Genomic DNA, 25,958 nt, shown 5'->3' on the forward strand with positions numbered 1-25,958 from the left:
CGCAGGCACCGGCACGGCTGGGGTCTCTGGCGGTTTGAGTGGCACAAAAGGGAGAGGTTCGATGCCTGAGTTGCCTGAGGTCGAAGTGACCCGGCGCGGCTTGCTGCCGCATGTGGTTGGGCGGCGCATTGCCGAAGTGGTGGTGCGCCATCGCGGCCTGCGCTGGCCGGTCGAGCCGGATCTGGAGTCGCAGCTGGCCGGGCGGGTGATCGCGCGCATCGAGCGGCGCGGCAAATACCTGCTGCTGGAGTGCGTGCGCCCTGACGGCGAGGCTCCCGGATGGCTGCTGATCCACCTTGGCATGACCGGCACGCTGCGTGTGTTGCCGCAGGCGCCGCCGCCGGGCACACACGATCACCTTGACCTGGTCCTTGCCGAGCCCGAGGGCGCCGGCGATGCGCTGCCCGGCGCGGCCACCAGCCTGGTGCTGCGCTTTCGCGATCCGAGGCGCTTTGGCGCGGTGCTGTGGAGCCTGCTCGACGAGTCGAAATTGCCGACCCATCCGCTGCTGAGCAAGCTCGGCATCGAGCCTTTCGACCCACGCTTCGACGGGGCCTGGCTCTATCGCCTGGGACGCGGGCGCAGCGCGGCCATCAAGACCGTGCTTCTTGCGGGCGACATCGTGGTGGGCGTGGGCAATATCTATGCATCGGAAAGTCTGTTTGCCGCTGGCATCCGCCCCACCACGCCGGCCGGGCGCTTGTCTCTGGCGCGTTGCGAACGCCTGGCCGAGGCCGTGCGCGACACGCTGGCCCGCGCGATCGAGCGCGGCGGCAGCACTTTGCGCGACTTTGTCGGCAGCGATGGCAGCAGTGGTTATTTCCAGCTGGATTGCGCCGTGTACGACCGCGCCGGCCATCCATGCCGGGTCTGCGGCACCACCATCCGGCAGATTGTTCAGGGGCAGCGCTCCACGTTCTACTGCCCGAGCTGCCAACGTTGAGCGCGGCGGCGCCGCGACTGCGGCTCTCGTTGCACGGGCCCTACGAGAGTGATGATTGCCTATCTTCTTGCGAATGTGGCGCCAACCCGATGGCCCGGCGCAACAGGGAAGGCGGCAGGCGACTCGAATTTCACAAAAATCCGCCGTAAACCTGTATCTTGAAGAACGTAAAAAAGTGTTACAAAGACACCATGTCACCGCCCGGGTGCCGGCCATCGGACATCGAGATGTCAGGCCTGCAGCGCCGTCGCGGGGGCTTTTCGCCAAGCCGATCCCAGTGCCAATGACAACCCTCGCCCTTCAATTCGAACAATACGGCGCCTGGAGAGCCGGGGTACTCCACTCCCTGGCCGAATTCCGCTCCTGGCTGCAGCAGCACGATCTCTACGACGCCCAGGCCGACGAACGCGTCCAGCGTATCCAGGGCGTGCTCAAGAGCGACCGGCTCAAGGTGGCGTTCATCGCGGAGTTCTCGCGGGGCAAGAGCGAGCTGATCAACGCGATTTTCTTTGCCGACTACGGCCGTCGCATCCTGCCGTCTTCCGCCGGGCGCACTACGATGTGCCCGACAGAGCTGCGCTACGACGAAGCCGAGGCACCGTGCATCCGGCTGTTGCCGATCGAGACGCGCCTGCAGGAAGCTTCCACCGCCGATTTCCTTGACGTCGATGCGCACTGGCATAACGTGCCGCTCGACCCCTCGTCGCCCGACGGCATGCTGGATGCGTTCCGCCACGTGGTCGAGACCAACCGTGTCACGCGCGAGATGGCCGAGTCGCTTGGCCTGTACAACGAGAACGATCCCGACGCCGCCTACGCGCTCGATGCCGACGGCATGGTCGAGATTTCCCGCTGGCGCCACGCGGTCATCAACTTCCCGCATCCGCTGTTGCGCCAGGGCCTGGTCATCCTCGACACGCCCGGCCTCAACGCGATCGGCACCGAGCCCGAGCTGACGCTGCGCCTGATCCCGGACGCGCATGTCGTGGTGTTCATGCTGGCGGCCGACGCCGGCGTGACCAAGAGCGACCTTGACCTCTGGCGCAGCCATGTGAGCGCAGGCCACCGCAAGGGGTGCCTGGCGGTGCTCAACAAGATCGATGGCCTGTGGGACCCGCTCAAGTCGCCGGCAGAGACCGCGGCCGAGATCACGCGCCAGGTCACCACCAGCGCTCACGTGCTGGGCATCGACGAGTCACGCGTCTACCCGGTGTCGGCGCAGAAGGGCCTGGTGGCCAAGGTCACCAACGACGATGACTTGCTGGCGCGCAGCGGCTTGCCGCAGTTCGAGCACGTGCTGTCCGACCAGTTGATCCCGCAGCGGCGCGAGATCGTCGCCGACCAGGTGCAGCGCTCGGTCGAGGAGATGGCGCGCGGCGCGCAGCAACTGCTGCAAAGCCGCCGCCGCAGCATCGTCGAGCAGTTGTTCGAGTTGCGCGGGCTGCGCGGCAAGAACCACGCGATGGTCAAGCACATGCTGATGCGCGTGCAGTCGGAGAAAGAAGAGTTCGAGCAGAGCATCGCCAAGTTCCAGGCGCTGCGGCTGGTGTTCGGGCGCCATAGCGCGGACATCATCAAGAGCCTGCAGCTGCGCGACGTGCGCCGCACCATGCGCGAGCGCCGCGAGCAGATGAAGGAGCGTTTCTTCTCGCGCGGCATGCGCGAAGACATGGACGCCTTGTTCGCGCGGCTTGGCGAGCTGGTCAGCGAGGCCGACCAGAAGATCGCCCAGCTCCACCAGCTCACCGACAGCATGTACCGCCGCTTCAATGCCGAGCATGGCTTTACGCTGCCCGCACCGATCCAGTTCGTCACCGCGCGCTACGTCAGCGAATTGCAGCAGACGCTTGCGTTGGCCCACGCGCACTTCGGCGCCATGAACATGCTTACGCGCTCGCGCCCGCAACTGGTGCAGAGCGCGTTTTCCACCATCGCTACCCGCGTGCTGGAAACCTTCCGGGATCTGAACCGCGATATCGAGATCTGGCTCAAGTCGGTGATGACGCCGCTGGAGGCGCAGGTGCGCGAGCACCAGAAACAGTTGCGCCGCCGGGTCGATTCGATCGAGCGCATCCACGAGGCCACCGACACGCTCGAGAGCCGCATCGCGCAGCTCGAGGAAGTACTAAACGGCCTGGACGATCGCAGCGGGCGCATCGAGTCTTTCTCCAGGCGGATCCTGCAGCCGGACGCCGACGAGGGGCAGCTCAGGGCGTTCGCGGCCTGAAGCGCGGCCGGCGGCGAGTGCAGGTGGCGGCGAGGCGGTATCATGACGCGCCGCCGCTTCCGGCGCTGTTGCTGTGTTGCCTTACCCGTCACGTACCCGATGCCCCGCATGCCCGCTGCCTCTGCTGCTGTTTCATCCGATCTTTCCCCCGCCGTGGTGCCTGCCGATTTCGCCGCGCGCGTGGTGGGCTGGCAGCGCGTGCACGGGCGCCATGACCTGCCGTGGCAGAACACCCGCGATCCTTACAGGATCTGGTTGTCCGAGATCATGCTGCAGCAGACCCAGGTCAGCGCGGTGATCGAGTATTTCCAGCGGTTCATCGGCCGGCTGCCAACCGTGGCAGCATTGGCCGAGGCCAGCGCGGATGAGGTGATGGCGCTGTGGGCCGGGCTTGGCTATTACTCGCGCGCGCGCAACCTGCACCGCTGCGCCAAGGCCGTGATGAGCGAGCATGGCGGCGTGTTCCCGACCGACCCCGAGGTGCTGGTGACGCTGCCTGGCATCGGCCGCTCCACCGCTGCAGCCGTGGCCGCGTTCAGCGCCGGCGTGCGCTCGCCGATCCTGGACGGCAACGTCAAGCGCGTCTTTGCCAGGTTCTTTGGCATTCATGGCCATCCCGGCGTCAAGGCGGTGGAGAACCGCATGTGGCAACTTGCCGATGCTGTCCTGCCCGCCAAGGGACCGGCGCAAGCCGAGGACATGGTGTCCTACACCCAGGGCGTGATGGACCTTGGCGCCACTGTCTGTTCGCGCGGCAAGCCAGCCTGCCTTGCCGCCGCGGCGTCGTGCCCGCTGGCCAGCGACTGCGTGGCGCGCCGCGAGGGGCTGACCGGCGTGCTGCCCACGCCGAAGCCACGTGCTGCCATTCCCGAGCGCAGCACCGTGATGCTGCTGGTCCGCCGCGGCCGCGAGGTCCTGCTCGCACTGCGCCCGGACAGCGGCATCTGGGGCGGGCTGTGGAGCTTGCCCGAAATGCCGGTCGATACCGTGCCCTTCGATGCGGAACTGGCCGAGGACGCCGCGCTGGAACGCGCCCGCGAATTCGGCAATCCCAGCACGGCCAATATGGTCGGCGAGCTCACCCACGTCTTCACTCACTTCCGCCTGCTGATCCGCGCCATTCGCGTCGACGTCGCCGGCCTCACCGCGCGCGATGCCGCCAATGGCCCCGCGCTACGCTGGCTGTCACTGGACGATCTGGATGCGGTAGGCACGCCCGCGCCGGTGCGCAAGCTGCTGGAGGCGCAGGCCCAAGGCGGATTGTTTTAACGTTGCTCAGAGGATGTGGTGCTGGTGCATGTATTTATGCACGATCTCGATCCGCATGCCCGCGTCCGGCAGCGCCATCAGCATCTGCTTGGCCTTGAGCGGCACCGGCAACAACTCACACAGCCGATTGGCGACCCAGCTGGGGTCATCCCACAGGAACGGCTCGCAAAAAGGCAGCTCGCCCGGATGCTCGGCATGGAGCGATGCAACGATACGCCGCAGCACGGCCAGGCATTCGCCCAGCAGTTCGAGCTTGCAGTCGATGATGTCGGGCGGCAGCAATTCCGCCTGGCCGACCAGCAAGCCGTCCGGGTTCACGCTGTGGCCCAGCAACCGGAAGCGCTGGCGGCCGCGCGCGCTGATCAGCAGCACGCCCAGTTGCTCCATATTGCAGTCGATGATGTCGGCCAGGCAGCCGATCGTCTCGGGCATGGTGGGCTCGTCCGGGCGGGCGACCTCATTGCCGCTGGCGATCAGGCAGACCCCAAAGGGGGTGCGATCGCGCATGCAGGCGCGCACCATGTCCACGTAGCGCGCTTCGAACACGCGCAGTGGCAGCAGCCCATCGGGAAAGAGTACGGTATGCAGCGGAAACAGCGGCAGGCTATCCAGCGTAGGCCCCGCCGACGTGCTGTGCGAGGCGGCGAACGATGCGGATGAGCCGGGCGTGGCGGGTGAGGACATGCTGAGCCAGCAAAGGTTTCGGGCGAAGATTGCCGAGCCTGACCACGAAACCTGGCGGGGCGGCGATTAGCCGCCCGGTGCGAGCTCGCGGTGTCTCACCAGCACATTACCATGGGCGCGAAAATAGTTGGCAAGTCTTTCCGCGATGTACACGGAGCGATGCTGCCCGCCAGTGCAACCGATTGCGACGGTCAGGTAGCTGCGATTGTCAGCGATGAAACTTGGCAGCCACTTTTCCACATAGGCGCGTATGTCTTCGGCCATGGCCAGCACCATTGGCTGGCTTTGCAGGAAATCGATCACGGGCTCGTCGCGGCCGGTCAGCGGGCGCAGCGCCAGGTCGTAGTAGGGGTTGGGCAGCGAGCGCACGTCGAACACCAGGTCAGCGTCGCTGGGCACGCCGTGCTTGAAGCCGAACGACTCGAACAGCAATGTGAGCTTGAGGTCATCGCCGTGCACGAACTCCTTGATCCACGCGCGCAATGTATTGGTGCGCACATTGCTGGTGTCGATGCGGTGCGCAGCCTCCGCCAACGGGCTGAGGAGCTCGCGCTCCATCTCGATGGCCTCGATCAGCGAGGTGTCGTTGAATGCGGCCTCGGCGGCACTGTCGCCCGGATTCTCGTTCTTGGGATTGGCCGAGAGGCCAGCCATGGCCGCGCGCATCGACAGCGGATGTCGCCGCCTCGTCTCGGAATAGCGCTGCACCAGCGCATCGGTATTTGCGGTCAGGAAGACCACCCGGACCTGATGTTCGGAGGCGAGGTCGCGAAGCGTGCCGGGCAGCTCGTCCAGCGACTCCCGGCTACGGATATCGGTGGCGACGCCCAGGTGGGTGTAGCCCTGCGCCGCGAGGTAATGGGCCAACTCCGGGATAAACTGCGCCGGCAGGTTGTCGACGCAGTAGTAGCCCGCGTCTTCCAATACGTTCAAGGCAACGGATTTGCCGGAGCCGGAGATCCCGGTGATAAGTATGATGCGCATAGCACGACAAGCATAACATCAGGTGATGACGCCGTCATGACGGCGCGGCGCCAGTAAAAATGGCGAACCGAAGGGGTTCGCCATTTTTACACGTCCGCGCCGCAAATGATGGCGCTAGCTTACTTGGACAAGCAGTCGCTCATGAAGGCCTTGCGTTCGTCGCCCTTCTTGCCGGTGGCCTGGGCATTGCAGGTCTTCATCTTTTCCTGCTGGCTGTTCTTGGCGGGTGCGGCCGCGGGCTTATTGGACAGGCAATCGCTCATGAAGGCCTTGCGTTCATCACCCTTCTTGCCGGTGGCCTGCGTGTTGCAAGCCTTCATCTTGTTCTGCTGGGTGTTGGCTGCCGCCGGTGCCGCGGGTGCAGCGGCCGGTGCATTCTGGGCGAAGGCACCGGTGGCAAAAAGCGGGGCTACCAGCACGCACATCGCGATCAATTTTTTCATGCTTGCTCTCCTGGCTGTGGAAACCTTCATGGCTGCTGGCCTGTCGGCTCGGCAACTCGGGGCTGGGCCCAATGCCCATTACTGCACAAAACGGCCTATGCCCCAATCGCGTTGACCGTCGAAGCGCGGCCGGATGTAAGCAATTGAAAACGGCCCCGTCGTGGTCGCACGACTTGGGCCTGTCAAACCACCTAGAGTAGCCGGCCCTGGCCCCGCGATGCGACGTCGGCCTGCATCGCGGCGCGCTGGCGGTCCATGAAGTCGCGCAGCGTGTCGATGCCGCGCAGGCGCAGGATGGTGTTGCGCACGGCGGCCTCGACCAGCACGGCGAGATTTCGGCCGGCCGCCACCTGGATCTTGACCATGTGGATGGGCAGGCCGAGCACGTCGAGATACTGGGAGTCCAGCGGCAGGCGCTCGAATTCGCCATCGTTGCGGCGTACCAGCTGCACCACTAGCTTGAGCTTCATCTTGCGGCGTACCGCAGTCTCGCCAAAGATGGTCTTGATGTCGAGCAGGCCCAGGCCGCGCACTTCCAGCAGGTTCTGCAGCAGGGGCGGGCAGCGGCCCTCGATGAAGTCCGGTCCGAGGCGCACGAAATCCACGGCATCGTCCGCCACCAGCCCATGTCCGCGCGAGATCAGCTCCAGGCCGAGCTCGCTCTTGCCAAGGCCGGATTCGCCCATCACCAGCACGCCCATGCCGAGGATGTCGAGGAACACGCCGTGCATGGTCACGCGCGGCGCGGAAATGCGCGACAGATAGAGGCGCAGGTGGTCGATCACCGCCGCCGAAGACACCGGCGTGGTGAACAGCGGGGTGGACGAGCGCGTGCAGCGCAGTTCCAGGTCGGGCGGCGGCTCCATGCCGTCGGCGATCACCAGGAACGGCGGCTCCAGCAGGATCAGCTCGCCCATCTGGCGCTTGCGCATCTCGTCATCGAGGCGCTGGTAATACGTGATTTCGGGCTTGCCCAGCACCTGGATCCGGTTCGGGTGGATCAGGTTCAAGTGGCCGACGAGATCGGCCGCGGATGTGGCTTCACGCGCAAACTCGACATCGAAGGCCCGGTCCGCGCCCTCCAGTCCTGCTACCCAGGAGAGTTTGATATCGGCTGCGTTGTCGTCGAAGATCGACTGCGAGGTGACGCCAGTGAGTTCCATTCGGGTGCTTTCAGGGACGGGCTTTCAGTGCCGGATCAAGGGTGCCATTGCGTCAGCAACTGGTGCACGTCGTCGGGGGTGGGCAGGGTAGCCAGTCCTTCGCGCATCTCGCGGTCGGACAGCAACTGGGCGATCTCGGAGAGAATTTCCAGATGCTGCTGGGTGGCCTGTTCGGGCACCAGCAGGAAGATCAGCAGCGCGACCGGCTTGCCGTCGGGCGATTCGAAAGGGATCGGCTCGGCCAGGCGCATGAAGGCGGCCAGTGGCTGCTTCAGTCCCTTGATGCGGCCGTGGGGGATCGCAACCCCCGCGCCCAGGCCGGTGGACCCGAGCGACTCGCGGGCGAACAGGTTGTCGGTCACGGTCGCGCGCGCTACGCCATGGTTGTTCTCGAAGAGGAGCCCGGCCTGTTCGAACACGCGCTTCTTGCTGGTGACGCTGACGTCGAGGTTGATGTTGCCGGGTGGCAGCAATTTAGCCAAACGATTCATGTGGAATGCGCAGGGTTTTCTAGTAAGCAGGCCCGGGGCCAGGAGGCGTCCCGCCGGGCGGAAAGAGGATAAAAAAACCAAGGCCCGAGGTTTCCACCGGGTGTCCCCCATGCCGGTGTCGGGCGTCTGGCCATTATAGAGCAGGCCCGCTTCCGCTTTGTGCATTGCAATAGTCGATGCGCTCAAGCGGTGCCGCATGCACCGGAATGGCTAGGCCAGTCAACTATGTATTGCACAGCATACACTGCTACATATGCGTTGCGGAATCCCCTGCGTGGTTCGATCAGGTAGGCTGCAACGAAAAAGCCGCGCTCTGGGCGCGGCTTGATTCCGTTTTTCAAGGGACTGACACCGACGGCCCGGTATGTGGGCCGCCAGGCACGGTCATTGCTGCATCTGCGATGCGGCCATCTGATACTTGACCGCTTCACGGTCGTGGCTCTGCACGCGATCCTTGTGGCGAATCACCTGCCGGTCGAGCTTGTCGACCAGTGCGTCGATAGCGGCATACAGGTCTTCATGATGCGCTTCGACAAAGATGTCCTTGCCCTTGAGATGTAGATTGATTTCCGCGTACTGCCGCCGGTCCTTTTCTTTTGTATTGTCGACAGAGAGCAGCACACTTACGCCAATGACTTGATCGAAATGCCTGACGATACGCTCCAGTTTCGTTTCCACGTACTCACGCAGAGGGGGCGTGATGTCCAAGTGGTGTCCACTGATCTTGAAGTTCATAGCGTTTCTCCTTCTGAAAGAGCTGCATCAGGCAGGCGATGCAGCTCGGCTACAAAGTCTTACGGAGATTTACCGCTGGAATCTTGAGCGCTTCGCGGTATTTGGCAACGGTACGCCGTGCCACCACAAAGCCCTGCTCGCCGAGCAATTCGGCAATCCGGCTGTCGGACAAGGGGTTCCTAGCGTCTTCGGCTCCTATCAATTGCTTGATCAACGCACGGATTGCCGTTGATGAGGCCGCGCCGCCGGTTTCTGTGGATACGTGAGAGCCGAAAAAATACTTCAACTCGAAAGTCCCCATCGGCGTTGCCATGTATTTATTGGTAGTCACCCGAGAGATGGTGGACTCGTGTAAACCCAGTGTATCGGCAATCTCCCGCAAAACCAAGGGGCGCATCGCAATTTCACCGTGGGTGAAGAAGTTCTTTTGACGTTCGACAATGGCTTGTGCGACGCGCAATATCGTGTCGAACCTTTGCTGGATATTCTTGATCAACCAGCGTGCTTCTTGCAGTTTTTGCTGCAGTCCGGCCGCGCCAGCGTCGCCTTTTGCACCGCGCAAAATCTGCGCGTACATGTCGTTGATGCGTAGCCGCGGCATCACATCCGGGTTGAGGTGGGCGATCCATCCGCCGCTCAACTTTCGAACAAAAACATCGGGCACCACGAAGTCCGCTTCTGGCCGGCTGTAGGCATGGCCGGGATAGGGCGCGAGCGAGCGGATCAATTCATGCGCCGCCTTGAGTTCAGGTTCGTCCACCTGCAGCGCTTTTTTCAGGCGCGTGTAATCCCGCACCGCCAGCAGCTCGAGGTGGTTGGTGACGATGCTCAGCGCCAGTTCGCGCTGCGGATGCTTGAGCCTGCGCAATTGCAGCGCCAGGCACTCGGCGGCATTGCGCGCCCCGACGCCCGGCGGATCGAAGCTCTGCAGCAGCGTGAGCACAGCCTGGATCTCGTCGACCTCGAACTCGAGCTCCTCCGGCAGCTCGCTGCAGATTTCCTCGAGCGTGGTGCTCAGGTAGCCGTCATCGTCCAGGGATTCGACCAGGAAGATAGCCAGCCCTTTGTCGCGCAGGGAAATCTTGAGCGGTGCCAGCTGCTCCATGAGGTGTTCACGCAGCGTGGGCTCGGCGTCGCGCAGCTGCATCGGGGTTTTTTCGTCGTCTTCGCCTTGCGGGCGGCGGGCGAAGTCGTCCAGGCTCCAGTCGCTGCCGTAATCCTCATTGCTGTCAGAGTAGCTGTCGTCGGCTTCGGGGGCGCCATCGGGGCGGTTCTCGCTGGTGCCCTGGCCGTCAGCTGGCGCCGGCGCGGGCGCGCTCTGCAGGTTCACCGAGCCGTCCGAAGACACGCGCAGCGGGCTGTCCAGCCAGTCGTTCTCACGCTCGAGCAAGGGGTTCTCGGTCAGCGCCTGTTCCACTTCCTGCTGCAGTTCAAGCGTGGACAGTTGCAGCAGCCGGATCGACTGCTGGAGTTGCGGCGTAAGCGCGAGATGCTGCGAGAGGCGGAGCTGTAGCGACGGTTTCATGCGACCTATTTTATGCTCAACTTCCGTACTGGTGGAACGGAAATTGCTATCGCTGGTGTCGCTATGATCGTTTGAAGGATAAAAAGGCGACACTGAAGCCGCCGGGACGGGGGGATGCGCGGCGGGCGCCGCGCGCCCTTACATGCGGAAGTTCTCGCCCAGGTAGACCTTGCGCACCGACTCGTTGGCGATGATGTCTTCAGGCTGCCCGGACGCCAGCACCGCGCCTTCGCTGATGATGTAGGCGTGGTCGCAGATGCCCAGCGTCTCGCGCACGTTGTGGTCGGTGATCAGCACGCCGATGTTGCGTGCCTTGAGGAAGCTGACGATGCGCTGGATTTCGCCTACCGCGATCGGGTCGACGCCGGCGAAGGGCTCGTCGAGCAGGATGAAGCGCGGCGCGGAGGCTAGCGCGCGCGCGATTTCCACGCGGCGGCGCTCGCCGCCGGACAGCGACAGCGCCGGGTTGTCGCGCAGGTGGGCAATCTGCAGGTCATCCAGCAGGGTGTCCAGCCGGCGCTCGATCTCGGCCTTGCTCAGGGGTTTGCCATCGTTGAGCTGCAGCTCCAGCACTGCGCGGATGTTCTCCTGCACATTGAGCTTGCGGAACACGGAGGCTTCCTGCGGCAGGTAGGACAGGCCCATGCGCGCGCGCTCATGGATGGCCAGGCCGCTGATGTGCTTGTCGTCGAGCACGATATCGCCCTCGTCCAGCGCCACCAGCCCCACGATCATGTAGAACGACGTGGTCTTGCCCGCGCCGTTGGGGCCAAGCAAGCCGACCACCTCGCCGCTCTTCACGTCGAGCGACACGTCCTTGACCACGGTGCGCGAGCCGTAGCGCTTCTTCAGGTGGCGCACGACCAGCGTGCTGCTGTCCTTCAGGGTGGCGGGCTGGGACGGTGCGGTTTGGGTAGCGGTCATGAAGGAGAAGTCAGAGTCCGTGGGTCAGGGGTTGACGGGGGCGGTTGCCGGCTTGAGCTGCAGCGGGCTGGCTGCGGCACCGCTGGCGGGCTGCTCCTGGCGCGGCGACAGCACGGCGCGCACGCGGCCCGACGGGCTGCCCGCGGTTGCGTTCTCGGCGCCACCGCTGGCCGTGTAGAACTCGTTGCGGCTGTCATAGGTGATCACCGCGCCGCGGATCTCGTCGACCAGCTTGGCGCCGGCCAGGCGAGCCATGCGGGCGCGCCCGATCAGCTTGGACAACTCCTGCTTGCCGTCATACTCGATGCGGTCGCCCCAGCCGTCGATGTACTCGTCGACGTTGTCGCGCTTCTGGCGGATGTAGGCTTGCTTGCCGCCCTTGGAGGTCGCGACCGCGTACTGGTAGCCCTCGGGATCGGTACGGACTTCGGCCGCGTCGGATTTGAGCACCATGGTGCCCTTGGTCAGCACCACGTTGCCGGTCAGTACATAGACCTGCTTGACGTCATCGTAGCTGGCATTGTCGGCCTCCAGGACCAGCGGCTTTTCGCGGTCGGCCTTTTCGGCGCTGGCGGGCGCGGCCAGCGTGAGGCCAAGGACGGCGGCCAGCGTCAGCAAAGCGGCCGTGCTGCGGCGCAGACAGGACGAAGTCGTCGGGAATGGATTCATGTTGGCGTGATGGCGGTTGACGCGGGCGGCTGGTGCCCGCGGGCGGCTTCAGGGCTACTTCGCGGAACTCGCCGGCGGCGGCCCCGTGATGATGGTGCCGCGTACGTTACCCAGCAATTGTACTTCGCGAGTGACATTGTTGAAGACCAGGCCGTTGGCGGTCATCACCGACGGGCCGCGGGTCAGCTTGACAGCCTTGTCGGTCTTGACGATGTCGTCGTTCACGAGCACCTGGAAATACTCCGAGGCGGCTGTCATCTGTGGATCCTTGGCGGGGTCGGGACCCTGGGCGCGCACGATGAAGGCGTTGCCGAACAGGTCGATGACCGAGCCTTCCGCGTTCATCGTGCCGCGATCGGAGTGGCCGGTGACGGGCGGACGGTCGATTTCGTAGGAGCGCATGGCCGGGCGCGTCACTTCGTAGGTCTGGTCGTCCTCGAAGTGGATCATCTTGTCGCCGGTGAAGCGCAGCTTGGTGTTGCCGTCCTCGGCAAGCTCGGTCGCGGAGAAACGGATCATGTAGTAATCCGGTTCATGCTTCTTGCCTACCGGCCCGGTGTCCGCTGCTTTCGGGGAGTTGACCTGCACCAGCCAGAAGGTGCTGCCCGCCACCAGTGCCATCAGCAGCAGGGGCAGGGCTCGCATGGCAAGCCGGCTCAGGGAGGACAGGATTTCCCGCATAGGCATGGGCTGGCCTCAGATGACCTTGGCGCGGGTCAGGTCATGGATGTGGAGCGCGCCGACCAGGTGCTGCTCTGCGTCGACCACCAGCATCTGGTTGATGCGGTTCGCCTCCATGACCTGCACGGCTTCGACGGCCAGCTGGTCCGGTCCGACGGTATGCGGTGTGCGGTGCATGACCTCGCTGATGGGTACGGTCTTCCAGTCGTGCGAGGTTTCGAGCAGGCGGCGCAGGTCGCCATCGGTGAAGACGCCGATCAGGCGGTCGTCCGGGTCCACCACCGCGGTCATTGCCATGCCTTTGCGGGTGATTTCCATCAGGGCCTGTGCCAGCGGCGTGCTCGCGCGCACCTTGGGCACCGCGTTGCCGCTGCGCATGACGTCGCGCACGTGGGTCAGCAGCTTGCGCCCGAGCGCGCCGCCCGGATGCGAGCGGGCAAAGTCTTCCTCGCCGAAGCCGCGGGCATCCAGCACCGCCACCGCGAGCGCGTCGCCCATCGCGAGTGCGGCGGTGGTGCTGGCGGTCGGGGCCAGGTTGAGCGTGCAGGCTTCTTTTTCCACGCCGGCATTGAGGTGCGCGTCGGCCAGTTTGGCCAGCGTGGACGCGGGGTTGCCGGTCACGGAGATGAGCTTGGCGCCGATGCGCTTGACGATTGGGACGATCGAAAGCAACTCGGCGGTCTCTCCGGAGTTGGAAAAGGCGATCAGCACGTCGTCGCGCGTGACCATGCCCAGGTCGCCGTGGCTGGCTTCGGCCGGATGCACGAAAAACGCGGGCGTGCCGGTCGAGGCCAGCGTGGCCGCGACCTTGCGGCCGATGTGGCCCGACTTGCCGATGCCGGACACGACGACGCGTCCGCTGCAATTGAGCGTCAGTTGCACGGCCTGCACAAATTCGTCGTCCAGGCGGCCTGCGAGGGCGGCGACGGCGTCGGCTTCGATCTGGAGGGTCTCGCGAGCGAGCCTAAGTGCTCGATCCGCATTGAAATTAGCTATCATGGCGACGAAGTATACCAACGAATGCGATGGCGCTTGGGCTGTTCCTGGGATTGGGCGGCCGGGGCGGCCATCGCGCTTGCCGTAATCCGCCGGCAGGGCCGCCCGCACCGGGCCGGCCCGGTGCCCGGCGCGGCGTACCCTGACCCTGTCGATGCACTCTCCGCTGGACCTTACCCTTGTCCTGCTGGCCGCCGCCGTGTTTGGCGTGGTCGCGTTTCGCATGTTGCAGTTGCCGCCGATGCTGGGGTACCTGGTCGTGGGCATCCTGATCGGGCCGCACGCGCTCGGCCTGGCCAGCGATACCGCGCAAACCAAATACCTGGCCGAGTTCGGGGTGGTCTTCCTGATGTTCTCGATCGGCCTGGAGTTCAGTCTGAGCAAGCTCAAGGCGATGAAACGGCAGGTGTTCGGCCTGGGCGGCTCGCAGGTGGTGCTGTCGCTGCTGGCCGTGATTCCGGCGAGCTGGGCGTTCAACTGGCTGTTTCCGCTGTCCTGGCAGGCCTCGGTGGCGCTGGGCGGGGCGCTGGCCATGTCATCCACCGCCATCGTGTCCAAGATGCTGTCGGAGCGGCTGGAGCTTGAGAGCGAGCATGGGCGCAACATCATCAGCATCCTGCTGTTCCAGGATCTCGCCGTGGTGCCGCTGCTGATCGTGATCCCGGCGCTCTCGCGCGATCCTGGCGACCTGATGATGGCGCTGGGCCTGGCCACGGTGAAGATCGTGGCGGCCCTGAGCCTGATCTTCTTCGTCGGCCAGCGTCTCGTGAGCCGCTGGCTCCACATCGTGGCGGCGCGCCGCTCGCAAGAGCTGTTCATGCTCAACCTGCTGCTGGTCACGCTGGGCATGGCCGCGCTGACCGAGCGGCTCGGCCTGTCGATGGCGCTGGGCGCTTTCATGGCCGGCATGCTGATCTCCGAGACGCCCTATCGCCATCAGGTGGAGGAGGACATCAAGCCCTTCCGCGACGTGCTGCTGGGGCTGTTCTTCGTCACCATCGGCATGCTGCTCAACATCCATGTTGTGCTCGATCACTTGTGGCTGGTGCTGGCGCTGCTGGTGGTGCCCATTGTCTTCAAGCTGGTGCTGATCTCCGGCCTGGCCCGCTTGTTCGGTTCACGCCAGGGGGTGGCGATCCGTACCGGCCTGGGCCTGGCGCAGGCCGGCGAGTTCGGCTTCGTGCTGCTTAACCAGATCGACGGCCTGAACCTGGTCGACCCGGTGCTGATCCAGGTCATCCTGGCCTCCATGCTGTTGTCGATGCTGGCAGCACCGTTCCTGATCCAGTACAGCGACGCCATCGTGCTGCGCTTTACCGCCAACGAATGGCTGATGCAGTCGCTCAACATGACGCGCATCGCGGTGCAGAGCCTGCAGACCGAGAAGCACGCCATCATCTGCGGGTTTGGCCGCAGCGGCCAGAACCTGGCGCACATGCTGGAGCGCGAGGGCATTACCTACGTGGCGCTGGACCTCGACCCGGACCGGGTGCGCGAAGCCGCCGGCGCGGGCGATACGGTGGTGTACGGCGATGCCGGCCGGCGCGAGGCGCTGATCGCGGCGGGCCTGCATCGCGCGGCAGCCTTGGTCATCACTTACAACAACACGCCCTCGGCCCTCAAGGTGCTGCACCATGTGCAGGAACTGCAGCCGGCGCTGCCCGTGATCGTGCGCACCATGGACGACTCGGAGCTCGATATCCTGCAAAAGGCGGGCGCCACCGAGGTGGTGCCGGAAAGCATCGAGGGCAGCCTGATGCTGGCCTCGCACGCGCTGGTGCTGCTGGGCGTGCCGATGCGGCGCGTGGTGCGTGGGGTGCAGGAGGCGCGCGATGCGCGCTACAGCCTGCTGCGCGGCTACTTCCACGGCCGCGACGACGAGGAAGACATGGTGGAGCGAGAGTCCGTGCGGCTGCACTCCATTTCGCTCGGCCCGGAGGCCACGTCGGTGGGGCGGCGCCTCGGCGCGCTCGGGCTGGACCGTATCGGGGTGGAGGTGACGGCGGTGCGCCGGCGTGGCATCCGCGCGTTCGATCCAGAGCCCGATACCGTACTGGAGCCGGGCGATATCGTGGTCTTGCGCGGCCAGCCAGAGGCGCTGGAAGCGGCCGAGGCGCGCATGCTGGCCGGTTGAGCCTGCGCTATGCGCTCAGTGGCGCCGCAAGTTCGGGTTCATGCCGCCACGCGGCTGCCGGCGTGCGCCTCTTCCGCCCACGATGGCGGCAGGCCCTCCAGCACGGAGCGCGCATCGAGCGAGCCGATCGGGATGCGCGGGTCGGCGGGAATGCGGCCTTCGCCTTGCAGCATCAGGTAGCGCAGGCAGCATACGCGCAGGAAGGACGTGAAGTTCGCCGCTTCGCCCCGATAGGCCACCAGTTCGTCGTGCAGCCGGGTGATGAGCTGGCCCACGCTCATGCCGTCGCGGCGCGCCAGCGTTTCGAGCACTTCCCAGAACAGGCTTTCCAGCCGGATGCTGGTGGCTACGCCATGCAGCCGGAGCGAGCGGGACTGGCCCTGGTACGACTGCGGGGTGGCCCGGATGAAGATTTCACACATACAAGAACTCCCGTGCTTGACGGCCCGCGATCGCCCTGGGCAGGCTCGCGGGCCGCGTTCGGAAGCCTCTAATGTACGATCTTGGTGCCCAGGACGGCAAGGAACTGCGCCAGCCATGCCGGGTGCGCGGGCCAGGCCGGTGCGCTTACCAGGTTGCCATCGGTGTAGGCCTGATCGACCGGAATGTCGGCATACTTTCCGCCCGCCAGGCGCACTTCGGGCGCGCAGGCCGGATAGGCCGAGCAGGTCCGGCCTTCCAGCACGCCGGCCGCGGCTAGCAGCTGGGCGCCGTGGCACACCGCGGCGATCGGCTTATTGGTGCTGGCAAAGTGCCGCACGATCTCCAGCACCCGCTCGTTCAGGCGCAGGTATTCCGGGGCGCGCCCGCCCGGAATGACCAGCCCGTCGTAGGCCGCCGGATCCACATCGGCAAAGCTCGCGTTCAGCGCGAAGTTGTGGCCGCGCTTTTCGCTATAGGTCTGGTCGCCCTCGAAATCATGGATGGCGGTTGGGCAGCTGGCGCCGGCCGCCTTGTCCGGACACACCGCATGGACCGTATGGCCCACCATCTGGAGTGCCTGGAAAGGCACCATGGTTTCATAGTCTTCGGCGTAGTCGCCGACCAGCATCAAGATCTTTTTCGCCATCGCTGTCTCCTGTATGGTTACGGGTGTCCCGGTGGGGGCGCGCCGCAAAGCGTGCCGTCCGCCCAGGCGTTGCCCATTGTGTTGCCGTTTGCGGCAGCCCGGGTGGTAACCCATTACCGCATCCAGCTTGCCGATTTGGCGGGCTGTCCGAACGAGTCCCCATGCCCAATACCACGATCCAGTCGTCCGCCCTTGGCGACGTTACCCACTACCTGCGCGAACGCATCCGTACCGTGCCGGACTGGCCGCAGCCCGGCGTGATGTTTCGCGACATCACGCCGTTGCTGCAGGATCCCAAGTCCCTGCGCGTGCTGATCGATGTTTTTGTGCACCGCTACATGGACGCCAAGCTCGACGTGGTGGCCGGCATCGACGCACGCGGCTTTATCCTGGGCGCCATCGTGGCGTACGAGCTGAACCTGGGCTTCGTGCCGATCCGCAAGAAGGGCAAGCTGCCGTTCGAGACCGTGGCCGAGGAATATGAGCTGGAGTACGGCAGCGCCACGGTGGAGATCCACGCCGATGCCTGCAAGCCGGGCGAGCGCGTGCTGCTGGTGGACGACCTGATCGCCACGGGCGGCACGATGATGGCTGGCCGCAAGCTGCTCGAGCGGCTGGGCGCCACCGTGGTGGAAGGCGCCGCCATCGTCGACCTGCCCGAGCTCGGCGGCTCGCGCCACCTGCTGGATAGCGGCCTGCCGCTGTTCACGGTTTGCCGCTTTGACGGGCATTGACACGCATTGACGGCCGATCGCCGAGCGGCGCGGGCACCGCGCCTGGCGCTCGCGCTGCCGAGGCCGTGGCGGCATCGCCGCACAGCACTTGCCACGTCCGGCGCGAGCGGCCTGCGCATTGGGCTTGCGGCCATTTCCACCGCGTGGACATGGCGTTGCCCACACATGCCCGCGGGCGCATAATGCCCCATTGACAACGATACGATGGCCGGGCGAAATCTTGCGATCCGCAATGGAGGCACCGGTCACATAAGGGCATAAGGGCGCAGCATGGGCGTACTACTTCATTTGCTTTCCGGCGTGGCGCTGCTGGTGTGGGGCACCAACATCGTCAAGGTCGGCATCCTGCGCGTGTATGGCGCCAACCTGCGCCACGTGCTTTCGTCCAGCATTTCCAACCGGTTCACGGCCTTTGCCGCCGGCCTTGGCGTGACCGGCCTGGTCCAGAGCAGCAACGCGACCGCCGTCATCGTCAGTTCCTTCGTCGGCCAGGGCCTGATTGCCGTGGCCCCGGCGCTGGCCATCATGCTGGGCGCCAACGTCGGCACCGCCATCATGGTGCAGGTATTCTCGCTGGACCTGTCCTGGCTGTCGCCGCTGCTGATCTTCGTTGGCGTGATCCTGCATCTGTCCTGGAAGGGCAACAAGCCTGGCCACGTGGGCCGCGTGCTGATCGGCCTGGGGCTGATCACGCTGGCGCTGGAACTGATCTCCATTGCCACCCGCCCCGTGGTGGAAGCGGCCGGCGTCAAGGTGTTGTTCGGCACGCTCACCGGAGACCCAACGCTGGACATGCTGATTGGCGCCTTGCTGACCATCCTTTGCTATTCGAGCCTGGCGGTGGTGCTGTTCTGCGGGGCGCTGGCCTCGGCCGGGGTGGTGTCCCTGCATGTGGCGATGGCGCTGGTGCTGGGCGCCAACCTGGGCTCGGGTATCTCCGCGTTGCTGACCACCTCGGGCAACAACCAGCCCGGCAAGCGCGTCACGCTGGGCAATCTGTTATCGCGCCTGCTCGGCTGCGTGATCGCGCTGCCTTTGCTGGGGCAGGCCGAACACCTGCTGGCGCTGGTCGATGCCGATCCGCAGCGGCTGGTCGTGAATTTCCACCTGCTCTTCAATGTGGCGCTGGCGGTGCTGCTGCTGGGCGCCACCGGTCCGCTGGCGCGCCTGTGCGAGGCGGTGCTGCCCGGGCGCAACACCGGCGACAGCCAGGTCACCCCGCGTCACCTCGATCCCGCCGCGCTGCCCACGCCGGCGCTGGCGCTGTCCAATGCCGCGCGCGAGGTGCTGCGCATCGGCGACCGCATCGAGCAGATGCTGGACAACATGCTGCGCGTGTTGCGCACCAACGATGCCAAGCTCGCTACCGCCACCTGCCGCATCGACGACGAGGTGGACGATCTCTACACCGCGATCAAGCTCTACCTGACCCGGATCAGCCTGGAGGCGCTGGATGAGCGCGACGGCCGGCGCTGGACGGAGATCATCTCGCTCACCATCAACCTCGAGCACGCCGGCGACATCATCGAGCGCATCCTGCAGGACGCGCGCGAAAAGAAGATCGCACACAACCTGGCCTTCTCGGAAGCGGGCATGCAGGAGATCTCGCAGATGCACGCGCGCGTGGTGGCCAACCTGCGGCTCGGGCTGTCGGTCTTTCTCTCCGGCGACCTGAAAAGCGCGCAGCAGCTGATGGCGGAGAAGGCAACCTTCCGCGAGATGGAGCGCCAGTACGCGCGTACCCACCTGCAGCGCATTGCCGTGCAGACCGCCGAGAGCATCGAGACCAGCTCGCTGCACCTTGACGTGATCAGCGATCTCAAGCGCCTGAACTCATTGTTCTGCGCCACCGCGTACACGGTGCTGGAAGAGGCTGGCGTGCTTAACCGCAGCCGCATGAAGGAAGACGATGGCGAGCCCCCGGCCAGGGCGGTGCCGTCTGCGCAGGCGCACTGAGAAGCCACTAGTGAGCCACTAGGGAGGGCTATAGCTTGTAGCCGATCTCCCGCAGCAGGTTTCGCCGCGAGGCAATGTCAGCCTCGGTTTCCAGCCCGAGCGGCGAAGCGCCATCCACCACGCCAAGCACCGCGCGCCCCTGCGCGGTCTGTGCTACCACCACCTCGGTCGGGTTTGCCGTGGCGCAATAGATGCGGCATACCTCCGGCACCGCGCGCACGGTCGCGAGCACATTGACCGGATAGAAGCCGTCGCCAAGGAACAGCAGGAAGCAGTGGCCGGCGCCGATTGCCAGCGCGTTCTGGCACGCCAGGTCGATCATCGCCTCGTCGGTGCCGGACCAGCGCACCAGGCGCTTGCCCGAGGCCTCGCAGAACGCTAGTCCAAAGCGGATGCCCGGCACCGCGCTGGCCAGCGCCTCGTGGATGTCGTCCACGGTCTTGATGAAGTGCGATTGCCCGAAAATGAAGTTGGTCGCCTCGGGCTTGGCGATCGGCACTACGGTGAGTTCCATGGCCGTGCTCCTGCATTGGCCTGTGCCAGCCCCGGAAAGGGCTTCAAGAGGCGCGGCCTTCCGCAGTCTATGGTAGGCCGGGCAAGGTCGAATGCAAGGCGCCGCGCAGGCCTACTTCGAGCAAGGCGGGCGGCGTCTGCGGCGCGCGCGCTGCAGCATCGCGGCGATGGCCACAAGCACGGCCGCGACGCCCAGCGTCAGCGCCAGATTGCCGGATACAGCGCCGCTCGCCTTGGCAGGTATCTGGGCAGCGCTGGCGGCGGCGCTGGCCTCCCGGGCCGCTTGCGCGGGCGGGGCGGATGCCGCTGGCGCTGCAGGTTCATCGAGCGCTCGTGCCGCCGGCGCGGCCAGGTCGATCGGCGTGACGGTGGCCTGCGCCACGGCCGGGCCGGCAACGGCGGCGCAGCCGAGCAGCAGCGCGCATTGCCAGGCGCAAAGGATGGGGCGGAAGCGCTTGCGCACCGTGGTCAGCTGCGCTCTAGCAGCGGCGCCAGGTACTTGCCGGTGAAGCTCGCGCGGCTTGCCGCCACCGTTTCCGGCGTGCCCTTGGCGATTACCTGGCCACCGCCCGCGCCGCCCTCCGGGCCCATGTCGAGCAGCCAGTCCGCGGTCTTGATCACGTCCAGGTTGTGCTCGATGATGACCACGGTGTTGCCCTGGTCGCGCAGCTTGTGGATGACCTTGAGCAGCAGCTCGATATCGTGGAAGTGCAGGCCCGTGGTGGGCTCGTCCAGGATGTAGAGCGTGCGCCCGGTGTCGCGCTTGGACAGCTCCAGCGACAGCTTGACGCGCTGCGCCTCGCCGCCCGAGAGCGTGGTGGCGGACTGGCCCAGCCGGATATAGCCAAGGCCCACGTCCAGCAGCGTCTTGAGCTTGCGCCGCACGACAGGGACCGCCAGGAAGAACTCGTGCGCGTGCTCTACCGTCATGTCGAGCACTTCGTGGATGTTCTTGCCCTTGTAGAGCACCTCCAGCGTTTCGCGGTTGTAGCGCTTGCCGTGGCAGACGTCGCAAGGCACGTACACGTCCGGCAGGAAATGCATCTCGACCTTGATCACGCCATCGCCCTGGCAGGCCTCGCAGCGCCCGCCCTTGACGTTGAACGAGAAGCGGCCCGGATCGTAGCCACGCTCCTTGGCGGAGGGCACGCCCGCGAACAGCTCGCGGATCGGCGTGAACAGGCCGGTGTACGTAGCAGGGTTGGAGCGCGGGGTACGGCCGATCGGGCTCTGGTCGACGTTGATGACCTTGTCGAAATGCTCCAGCCCGTCGATGCGGTCGTGCGCGGCCGGCTCCGCCGTGGAGCCATACAGGTGGCGCGCCACCGCGTGGTAGAGCGTGTCGTTGATCAGCGTCGACTTGCCCGAGCCGGACACGCCGGTCACGCAGGTGAGCAGGCCCACCGGGATCTCGGCGCTGACGTTGCGCAGGTTGTTGCCGGTTGCGTTGATGATGCGCAGCAGCTTTTCCTCGTCGGGCGCGGCGCGCTCTTTCGGCACCTCGATGCGGCGCGCGCCGGACATGTACTGCCCGGTGAGCGAATTGGCCGACTGCTCGATCTGCTGCGGCGTGCCTTCGGCCACGATCATGCCGCCGTGCACGCCGGCGCCCGGGCCGATGTCGACCACGTAGTCGCAGGCGCGGATCATGTCTTCGTCGTGCTCCACCACCAGCACGGAGTTGCCGATGTCGCGCAGGTGCTTGAGCGTGCCGATCAGGCGGTCGTTGTCGCGCTGGTGCAGGCCGATGGAAGGTTCGTCCAGCACGTACATCACGCCGGTCAGGCCGGAGCCGATCTGCGACGCCAGCCGGATACGCTGCGCCTCGCCGCCCGACAGCGTGTCGGCGCTGCGCTCGAGCGACAGGTAATCCAGGCCCACGTTGTTGAGGAAGTTCAGGCGCGCGCTGATTTCCTTGACGATCTTGTCGGCGATCTCGCGCTTGGCGCCGTGCATGTCCAGCGTCAGGAAATAGGTGAGCGCGTCGCGCAGCGGCCAGCCGTTGATTTCGTAGATGGCGCGCGCCTGGTCGTTTTCGCCCAGCTTGACGTGGCGCGCCTCGGTGCGCAGGCGGGTACCGTGGCAGGCGGGGCAGGCCTGGTTGTTCTGGTACTTGGCGAGCTCCTCGCGCACCGCGATGGAGTCGGTCTCGCGGTAGCGGCGCTCCAGGTTGGGAATGATGCCCTCGAAGGCATGCTCGCGCACCGTGGTGCGGCCACGTTCGTTCATGTAGGTGAACGGGATCTCCACGTCGCCCGAGCCGTGCAGCACGACTTCCTGCACCTCGGCCGGCAGGTCCTCGAAGGCCGTATCGAGCTCGAAGCCGTAGTAGGCCGCCAGGCTTTGCAGCATCTGGAAGTAAAACTGGTTGCGGCGGTCCCAGCCCTTGATGGCGCCCGAGGCCAGCGACAGGTTAGGGAAGGCCACCACCCGCTTGGGGTCGAAGAAGGTGATCTGGCCCAGGCCGTCGCAGCTCGGGCAGGCGCCCATCGGGTTGTTGAACGAGAACAGCCGCGGCTCCAGTTCCTGCAGCGAGTACGAGCAGATCGGGCAGGCAAATTTGGAGCTGAACCCGTGCTCCTGGCTGGTGTCGATCTCCAGCGCGATGGCGCGGCCGTCGGCCAGGCGCAGCGCGGTCTCAAACGATTCCGCCAGTCGTTGCTTGATGTCCGGGCGCACCTTGACGCGATCCACCACCACGTCGATGGAATGCTTCTCGGTTTTTTTCAGCTTGGGCAGCGCATCCACCTCGTAGACCACCGCCGGTGCCTCATGCGTGGTGCCGCCGCCGGAGCGGATGCGAAAGCGCACGAAACCCTGCGCCTGCATGGTGTCGAACAGGTCGGAGTGTTCGCCCTTGCGGTTGGCCACCACCGGCGCCAGGATCATCAGCTTGGTGTCTTCCGGCAGCGCCAGCGCGGCGTCGACCATCTGCGAGACGCTTTGCGCCTGCAACGCCAGGTTGTGGTCGGGGCAGTAAGGCGTGCCGGCGCGCGCGAACAGCAGCCGCAGGTAGTCGTGGATCTCGGTGACCGTGCCCACGGTTGAGCGCGGGTTGTGGCTGGTTGCCTTCTGTTCGATGGCGATCGCGGGCGATAGCCCCTCGATCAGGTCGACGTCCGGCTTTTCCATCAGCTGCAGGAACTGGCGCGCGTAGGCCGACAGCGACTCCACGTAGCGGCGCTGGCCCTCCGCGTACAGGGTATCGAAGGCGAGCGAGGACTTGCCCGATCCGGACAGCCCGGTAATCACGATCAGCTTGTTGCGCGGCAGATCGAGATTGATGTTCTTCAGGTTGTGGGTACGGGCACCACGGATTCTAATTTCTTCCATATACCGATTGTCTTCGCCAGGCGGGGCCGCCGGTCGGGTCGACAGGCCGGGTCTCACGGAATTTCAAGAAAAAATGCATGCCAGCAGAGCTGCGACCGGCTTCAGCCAGTCACAGGCCGGCTTTTGCCGGCCCGTGCCGGGGCTCGCGGTGTCCTGCAGTGTCCGATTTGGAGCCGAAAGCGCAGCGGAGCAAACCTGTTAATATACCGAACTTCGGTTTCCGGGGGTTGCTTGGGCCATTAGACTGCGCCCTGCAGCAACGGTGGCAGAAGCGCCGCAACTTCCGCTCCGGCCATGGATCGAAGTTGTCGCCGCCCCGTCAGCATTGGGGTGATGCGGTGCGTGCGCGGTGCACGACCCGGCAATCCGTCATAGAAATTCCCCACGATCGCAATGCCGTCGATCCATAGCTCCTCCCAAGATGCGGCCAAGGCCGACGATTCCAAGGTTCAGCCCGCTGCCGGGCGCGACCGCATGACCGGCATGGAAGTGCGGGCCAGCATTTCGCTCGCCAGTATTTTTGCGCTGCGCATGCTGGGCCTGTTCCTGATCCTGCCCGTGTTCGCCGAGTACGCGCATGGCCTGCCCGATGGGCACGACGCCCAGCGCGTGGGCCTGGCCATGGGCATCTACGGCCTGATGCAAGCTTTCCTGCACATTCCTCTGGGCTGGCTGTCCGACCGCGTCGGCCGCAAGCCGGTGATGGTGGCGGGCCTGCTGCTGTTTGTCGCCGGCGGGCTGGTGGCGGCCAACTCCGACACGCTGTCCGGCATCATCATCGGCCGCTCGCTGCAAGGCATGGGCGCGATCTCCGCTGCCATCACGGCCTGCATCGCCGACCTGACCCGCGAGCAGCATCGCACCAAGGCCATGGCCATGGTGGGCGGCAGCATCGGCCTGACCTTCGCGCTGTCGCTGGTGATTGCCTCGCCGCTGCTGCACAGCATCGGCATGCCCGGGATCTTCACGCTGATGTCGCTGCTGGGCGTGGTCGCCATCCTGGTGACCCTGTTCCTGGTGCCCACCCCGCCGCCGCCGCATCCCGTGCGGCTGCCGTTTCGCAGCGTGCTGCTCAACCCCGACCTGATCCGCCTGAACGTGGGCGTGCTGGCACTGCACGCGTCGCAGGTGGCCATGTTCATGGTGGTGCCGGCCATGCTCAGCGATGCCGGCATGCCGCTGGACCAGCACTGGAAGGTCTACCTGCCGGTGGTGCTGGTGTCCTTCGTGCTGATGCTCGGGCCGATGATGGCCGCCGAGCGTTATGGCAAGGTACGCCCCGTGCTGCTCGGCGCGGTCGGCCTGATGACCGCGGTGCAGCTGCTGTTTGCCGCCGTGCACGGCCTGTGGGGCATCGTGGGCGTGCTGCTGTTGTTTTTCGTGGCCTTCAACGTGCTCGAAGCCATGCAGCCCTCGCTGGTATCGCGCTACGCCGCCGCCGCGCGCGGGGCGGCGCTTGGCATCTACAACACCACGCAGGCGATGGGCCTGTTCCTGGGGGGCGCCGTGGGCGGCTGGCTGCTCAAGCACGAAGGCCGCAGCGCGGTCTTCATCGGCTGCGCCGTGGTGCTCCTCCTCTGGCTTATAATCGCCTGGAACATGAAGTCGCCGCCGGCCCGGAAAAGCAGTGCCCAGGCCGTCGCTGCCTGAAGTTGGCAGCCCGCGGTCATCGGTCCGTAAGGGCTGCTCGCATCACTTCGTATAGCTTTTTGCCGTAATTAGGCACTAGCATGACCGCGCGCCCGACTTCTTGGCCGGGGGCGCGTTATTCGTTTACGCATCAGTCAACAGTCAAGGCATCGCCACGCCGCTTGCAGCAGAGGGCGTGGCCCTGGGAGAACATTCACATGGCATCGATCAACAAAGTCATCCTCGTCGGCAACCTGGGCGCGGATCCGGAAACCCGCTACCTGCCCAGCGGCGACGCCGTGAGCAACATCCGCCTGGCGACCACCGATCGTTACAAGGACAAGACCAGCGGCGAGATGAAGGAAGCCACCGAGTGGCACCGCATCGCCTTCTTTGGCAAGCTGGCCGAGATCGCCGGCCAGTACCTGCGCAAGGGCTCGCAGGTCTATATCGAAGGGCGCATCCGCACCCGCAAGTGGACCGACCAGTCCGGCGCGGAAAAGTACAGCACCGAGATCGTGGCTGAGCAAATGCAGATGCTGGGCTCGCGCCAGGGCATGGGCGGCGGCGGTGGCGGTGGCGACGACATGGGCGGTGGCGGCGGTGGCTACGGTGGTGGCCGCGAATCGTCGGGCGGCGGTGGTTACGGCGGCGGTGCGCGCAGTGGTGGCGGCCAGGCTGCCGGTGGCCAGCAGGGTGCCGGTGGCGCGCGTCGCCAGCAGCAGGCTCCGTCGAATGGCTTTGAAGACATGGACGACGATATTCCGTTCTAACCGTTCTGGAGCATCCTAGCCATCCCAGGCCGACACAATCGGTACGGCCTGCACCGGCACAAAAAAACCCGGGAATCAATGAT

24 protein-coding genes are annotated in these 25,958 nt (G+C 65.5%); 8 read left to right on the forward strand and 16 right to left on the reverse strand.

Features of this window, described 5'->3' with window-relative positions:
* Positions 1-61 precede the first annotated feature (61 nt).
* The 3 genes from mutM to mutY all read left to right on the forward strand — a co-directional run bounded on the left by mutM (position 62) and on the right by mutY (position 4,439).
* Positions 62-943, forward strand: a complete 882-nt coding sequence (gene mutM, locus RR42_RS02040) for a bifunctional DNA-formamidopyrimidine glycosylase/DNA-(apurinic or apyrimidinic site) lyase (protein ID WP_043343422.1) — start codon at positions 62-64, stop codon at positions 941-943.
* Positions 944-1,226: 283 nt separating this feature from the next.
* On the forward strand, positions 1,227-3,170 hold the full coding sequence (locus RR42_RS02045) for a dynamin family protein (RefSeq protein WP_043343423.1): 1,944 nt from the start codon (positions 1,227-1,229) through the stop codon (positions 3,168-3,170).
* 99 nt (positions 3,171-3,269) lie between these two features.
* Positions 3,270-4,439: an A/G-specific adenine glycosylase gene (gene mutY, locus RR42_RS02050; RefSeq protein WP_043343425.1), complete on the forward strand. Its 1,170-nt coding sequence runs from the start codon at positions 3,270-3,272 to the stop codon at positions 4,437-4,439.
* Positions 4,440-4,445: 6 nt separating this feature from the next.
* Here the strand turns inward: mutY and RR42_RS02055 are convergent, their stop codons facing one another.
* From RR42_RS02055 to RR42_RS02105, 11 genes are all read right to left on the reverse strand, one after another.
* Entirely contained in the window at positions 4,446-5,123 is a 678-nt protein-coding gene (locus RR42_RS02055) for an LON peptidase substrate-binding domain-containing protein (RefSeq protein ID WP_043343427.1), read from the reverse strand.
* Between the two features lie 66 nt (positions 5,124-5,189).
* Positions 5,190-6,107 carry an RNase adapter RapZ gene (gene rapZ, locus RR42_RS02060; RefSeq protein ID WP_043343429.1) on the reverse strand — a complete coding sequence of 306 codons (918 nt, stop codon included), beginning with the start codon at positions 6,105-6,107 and terminating at the stop codon, positions 5,190-5,192.
* Positions 6,108-6,226: 119 nt separating this feature from the next.
* The gene (locus RR42_RS02065) at positions 6,227-6,550 is read right to left on the reverse strand and encodes a PsiF family protein (RefSeq protein ID WP_043343431.1); all 324 of its coding nucleotides are present in this window, start codon (positions 6,548-6,550) and stop codon (positions 6,227-6,229) included.
* Positions 6,551-6,741: 191 nt separating this feature from the next.
* The gene (gene hprK / locus RR42_RS02070; protein WP_006159437.1) at positions 6,742-7,713 is read right to left on the reverse strand and encodes an HPr(Ser) kinase/phosphatase; all 972 of its coding nucleotides are present in this window, start codon (positions 7,711-7,713) and stop codon (positions 6,742-6,744) included.
* A gap of 35 nt (positions 7,714-7,748) precedes the next feature.
* Complete coding sequence (ptsN, locus tag RR42_RS02075; protein WP_006159436.1) at positions 7,749-8,204, reverse strand: PTS IIA-like nitrogen regulatory protein PtsN; 456 nt, start codon at positions 8,202-8,204, stop codon at positions 7,749-7,751.
* Positions 8,205-8,588: 384 nt separating this feature from the next.
* On the reverse strand, positions 8,589-8,939 hold the full coding sequence (gene hpf, locus RR42_RS02080) for a ribosome hibernation-promoting factor, HPF/YfiA family (RefSeq protein WP_006159435.1): 351 nt from the start codon (positions 8,937-8,939) through the stop codon (positions 8,589-8,591).
* A gap of 49 nt (positions 8,940-8,988) precedes the next feature.
* Entirely contained in the window at positions 8,989-10,464 is a 1,476-nt protein-coding gene (locus RR42_RS02085; protein ID WP_043343436.1) for an RNA polymerase factor sigma-54, read from the reverse strand.
* 138 nt (positions 10,465-10,602) lie between these two features.
* Positions 10,603-11,388 carry an LPS export ABC transporter ATP-binding protein gene (gene lptB / locus RR42_RS02090; RefSeq protein ID WP_043343439.1) on the reverse strand — a complete coding sequence of 262 codons (786 nt, stop codon included), beginning with the start codon at positions 11,386-11,388 and terminating at the stop codon, positions 10,603-10,605.
* A gap of 24 nt (positions 11,389-11,412) precedes the next feature.
* Positions 11,413-12,057, reverse strand: coding sequence for a lipopolysaccharide transport periplasmic protein LptA (gene lptA, locus RR42_RS02095; RefSeq protein ID WP_043343440.1), 645 nt, complete (start codon positions 12,055-12,057; stop codon positions 11,413-11,415).
* Between the two features lie 54 nt (positions 12,058-12,111).
* Positions 12,112-12,738, reverse strand: a complete 627-nt coding sequence (lptC, locus tag RR42_RS02100) for an LPS export ABC transporter periplasmic protein LptC (protein WP_043343442.1) — start codon at positions 12,736-12,738, stop codon at positions 12,112-12,114.
* 15 nt (positions 12,739-12,753) lie between these two features.
* Positions 12,754-13,737: a KpsF/GutQ family sugar-phosphate isomerase gene (locus tag RR42_RS02105; protein WP_043343445.1), complete on the reverse strand. Its 984-nt coding sequence runs from the start codon at positions 13,735-13,737 to the stop codon at positions 12,754-12,756.
* Positions 13,738-13,888: 151 nt separating this feature from the next.
* Here RR42_RS02105 and RR42_RS02110 point away from each other — a divergent pair, with 151 nt between their 5' ends.
* Complete coding sequence (locus tag RR42_RS02110) at positions 13,889-15,868, forward strand: monovalent cation:proton antiporter family protein (protein WP_043343448.1); 1,980 nt, start codon at positions 13,889-13,891, stop codon at positions 15,866-15,868.
* A 38-nt stretch (positions 15,869-15,906) separates the two neighbouring features.
* Here the strand turns inward: RR42_RS02110 and RR42_RS02115 are convergent, their stop codons facing one another.
* Together RR42_RS02115 and RR42_RS02120 are read right to left on the reverse strand one after the other, a co-directional pair.
* Positions 15,907-16,290, reverse strand: coding sequence for a ribbon-helix-helix domain-containing protein (locus RR42_RS02115; RefSeq protein WP_043343452.1), 384 nt, complete (start codon positions 16,288-16,290; stop codon positions 15,907-15,909).
* A gap of 68 nt (positions 16,291-16,358) precedes the next feature.
* Complete coding sequence (locus tag RR42_RS02120) at positions 16,359-16,937, reverse strand: DJ-1/PfpI family protein (protein ID WP_043343454.1); 579 nt, start codon at positions 16,935-16,937, stop codon at positions 16,359-16,361.
* A 161-nt stretch (positions 16,938-17,098) separates the two neighbouring features.
* Here RR42_RS02120 and RR42_RS02125 point away from each other — a divergent pair, with 161 nt between their 5' ends.
* Together RR42_RS02125 and RR42_RS02130 are read left to right on the forward strand one after the other, a co-directional pair.
* Positions 17,099-17,671 (forward strand): adenine phosphoribosyltransferase, encoded by a 573-nt coding sequence (locus tag RR42_RS02125; protein WP_043343457.1) that lies wholly within the window; start codon positions 17,099-17,101, stop codon positions 17,669-17,671.
* A 270-nt stretch (positions 17,672-17,941) separates the two neighbouring features.
* Positions 17,942-19,627: a Na/Pi cotransporter family protein gene (locus RR42_RS02130; RefSeq protein WP_043343458.1), complete on the forward strand. Its 1,686-nt coding sequence runs from the start codon at positions 17,942-17,944 to the stop codon at positions 19,625-19,627.
* A gap of 28 nt (positions 19,628-19,655) precedes the next feature.
* On the opposite strand, the gene RR42_RS02135 is transcribed toward RR42_RS02130, so the two are convergent.
* The 3 genes from RR42_RS02135 to uvrA form a co-directional block, all read right to left on the reverse strand.
* Complete coding sequence (locus tag RR42_RS02135; RefSeq protein WP_043343461.1) at positions 19,656-20,141, reverse strand: adenosine-specific kinase; 486 nt, start codon at positions 20,139-20,141, stop codon at positions 19,656-19,658.
* A gap of 111 nt (positions 20,142-20,252) precedes the next feature.
* Positions 20,253-20,603, reverse strand: a complete 351-nt coding sequence (locus tag RR42_RS02140; protein ID WP_043343462.1) for a hypothetical protein — start codon at positions 20,601-20,603, stop codon at positions 20,253-20,255.
* A 5-nt stretch (positions 20,604-20,608) separates the two neighbouring features.
* Positions 20,609-23,473, reverse strand: a complete 2,865-nt coding sequence (gene uvrA / locus RR42_RS02145; RefSeq protein ID WP_043343466.1) for an excinuclease ABC subunit UvrA — start codon at positions 23,471-23,473, stop codon at positions 20,609-20,611.
* A 393-nt stretch (positions 23,474-23,866) separates the two neighbouring features.
* Between uvrA and RR42_RS02150 the strand changes: the two genes are divergently transcribed.
* Together RR42_RS02150 and RR42_RS02155 are read left to right on the forward strand one after the other, a co-directional pair.
* The gene (locus tag RR42_RS02150; RefSeq protein WP_043343467.1) at positions 23,867-25,123 is read left to right on the forward strand and encodes an MFS transporter; all 1,257 of its coding nucleotides are present in this window, start codon (positions 23,867-23,869) and stop codon (positions 25,121-25,123) included.
* A 197-nt stretch (positions 25,124-25,320) separates the two neighbouring features.
* Positions 25,321-25,875, forward strand: coding sequence for a single-stranded DNA-binding protein (locus RR42_RS02155; protein WP_043343468.1), 555 nt, complete (start codon positions 25,321-25,323; stop codon positions 25,873-25,875).
* Positions 25,876-25,958 lie beyond the last annotated feature (83 nt).

Source organism: Cupriavidus basilensis, from assembly GCF_000832305.1.
Taxonomy (GTDB): Bacteria; Pseudomonadota; Gammaproteobacteria; order Burkholderiales; family Burkholderiaceae; genus Cupriavidus; species Cupriavidus basilensis_F.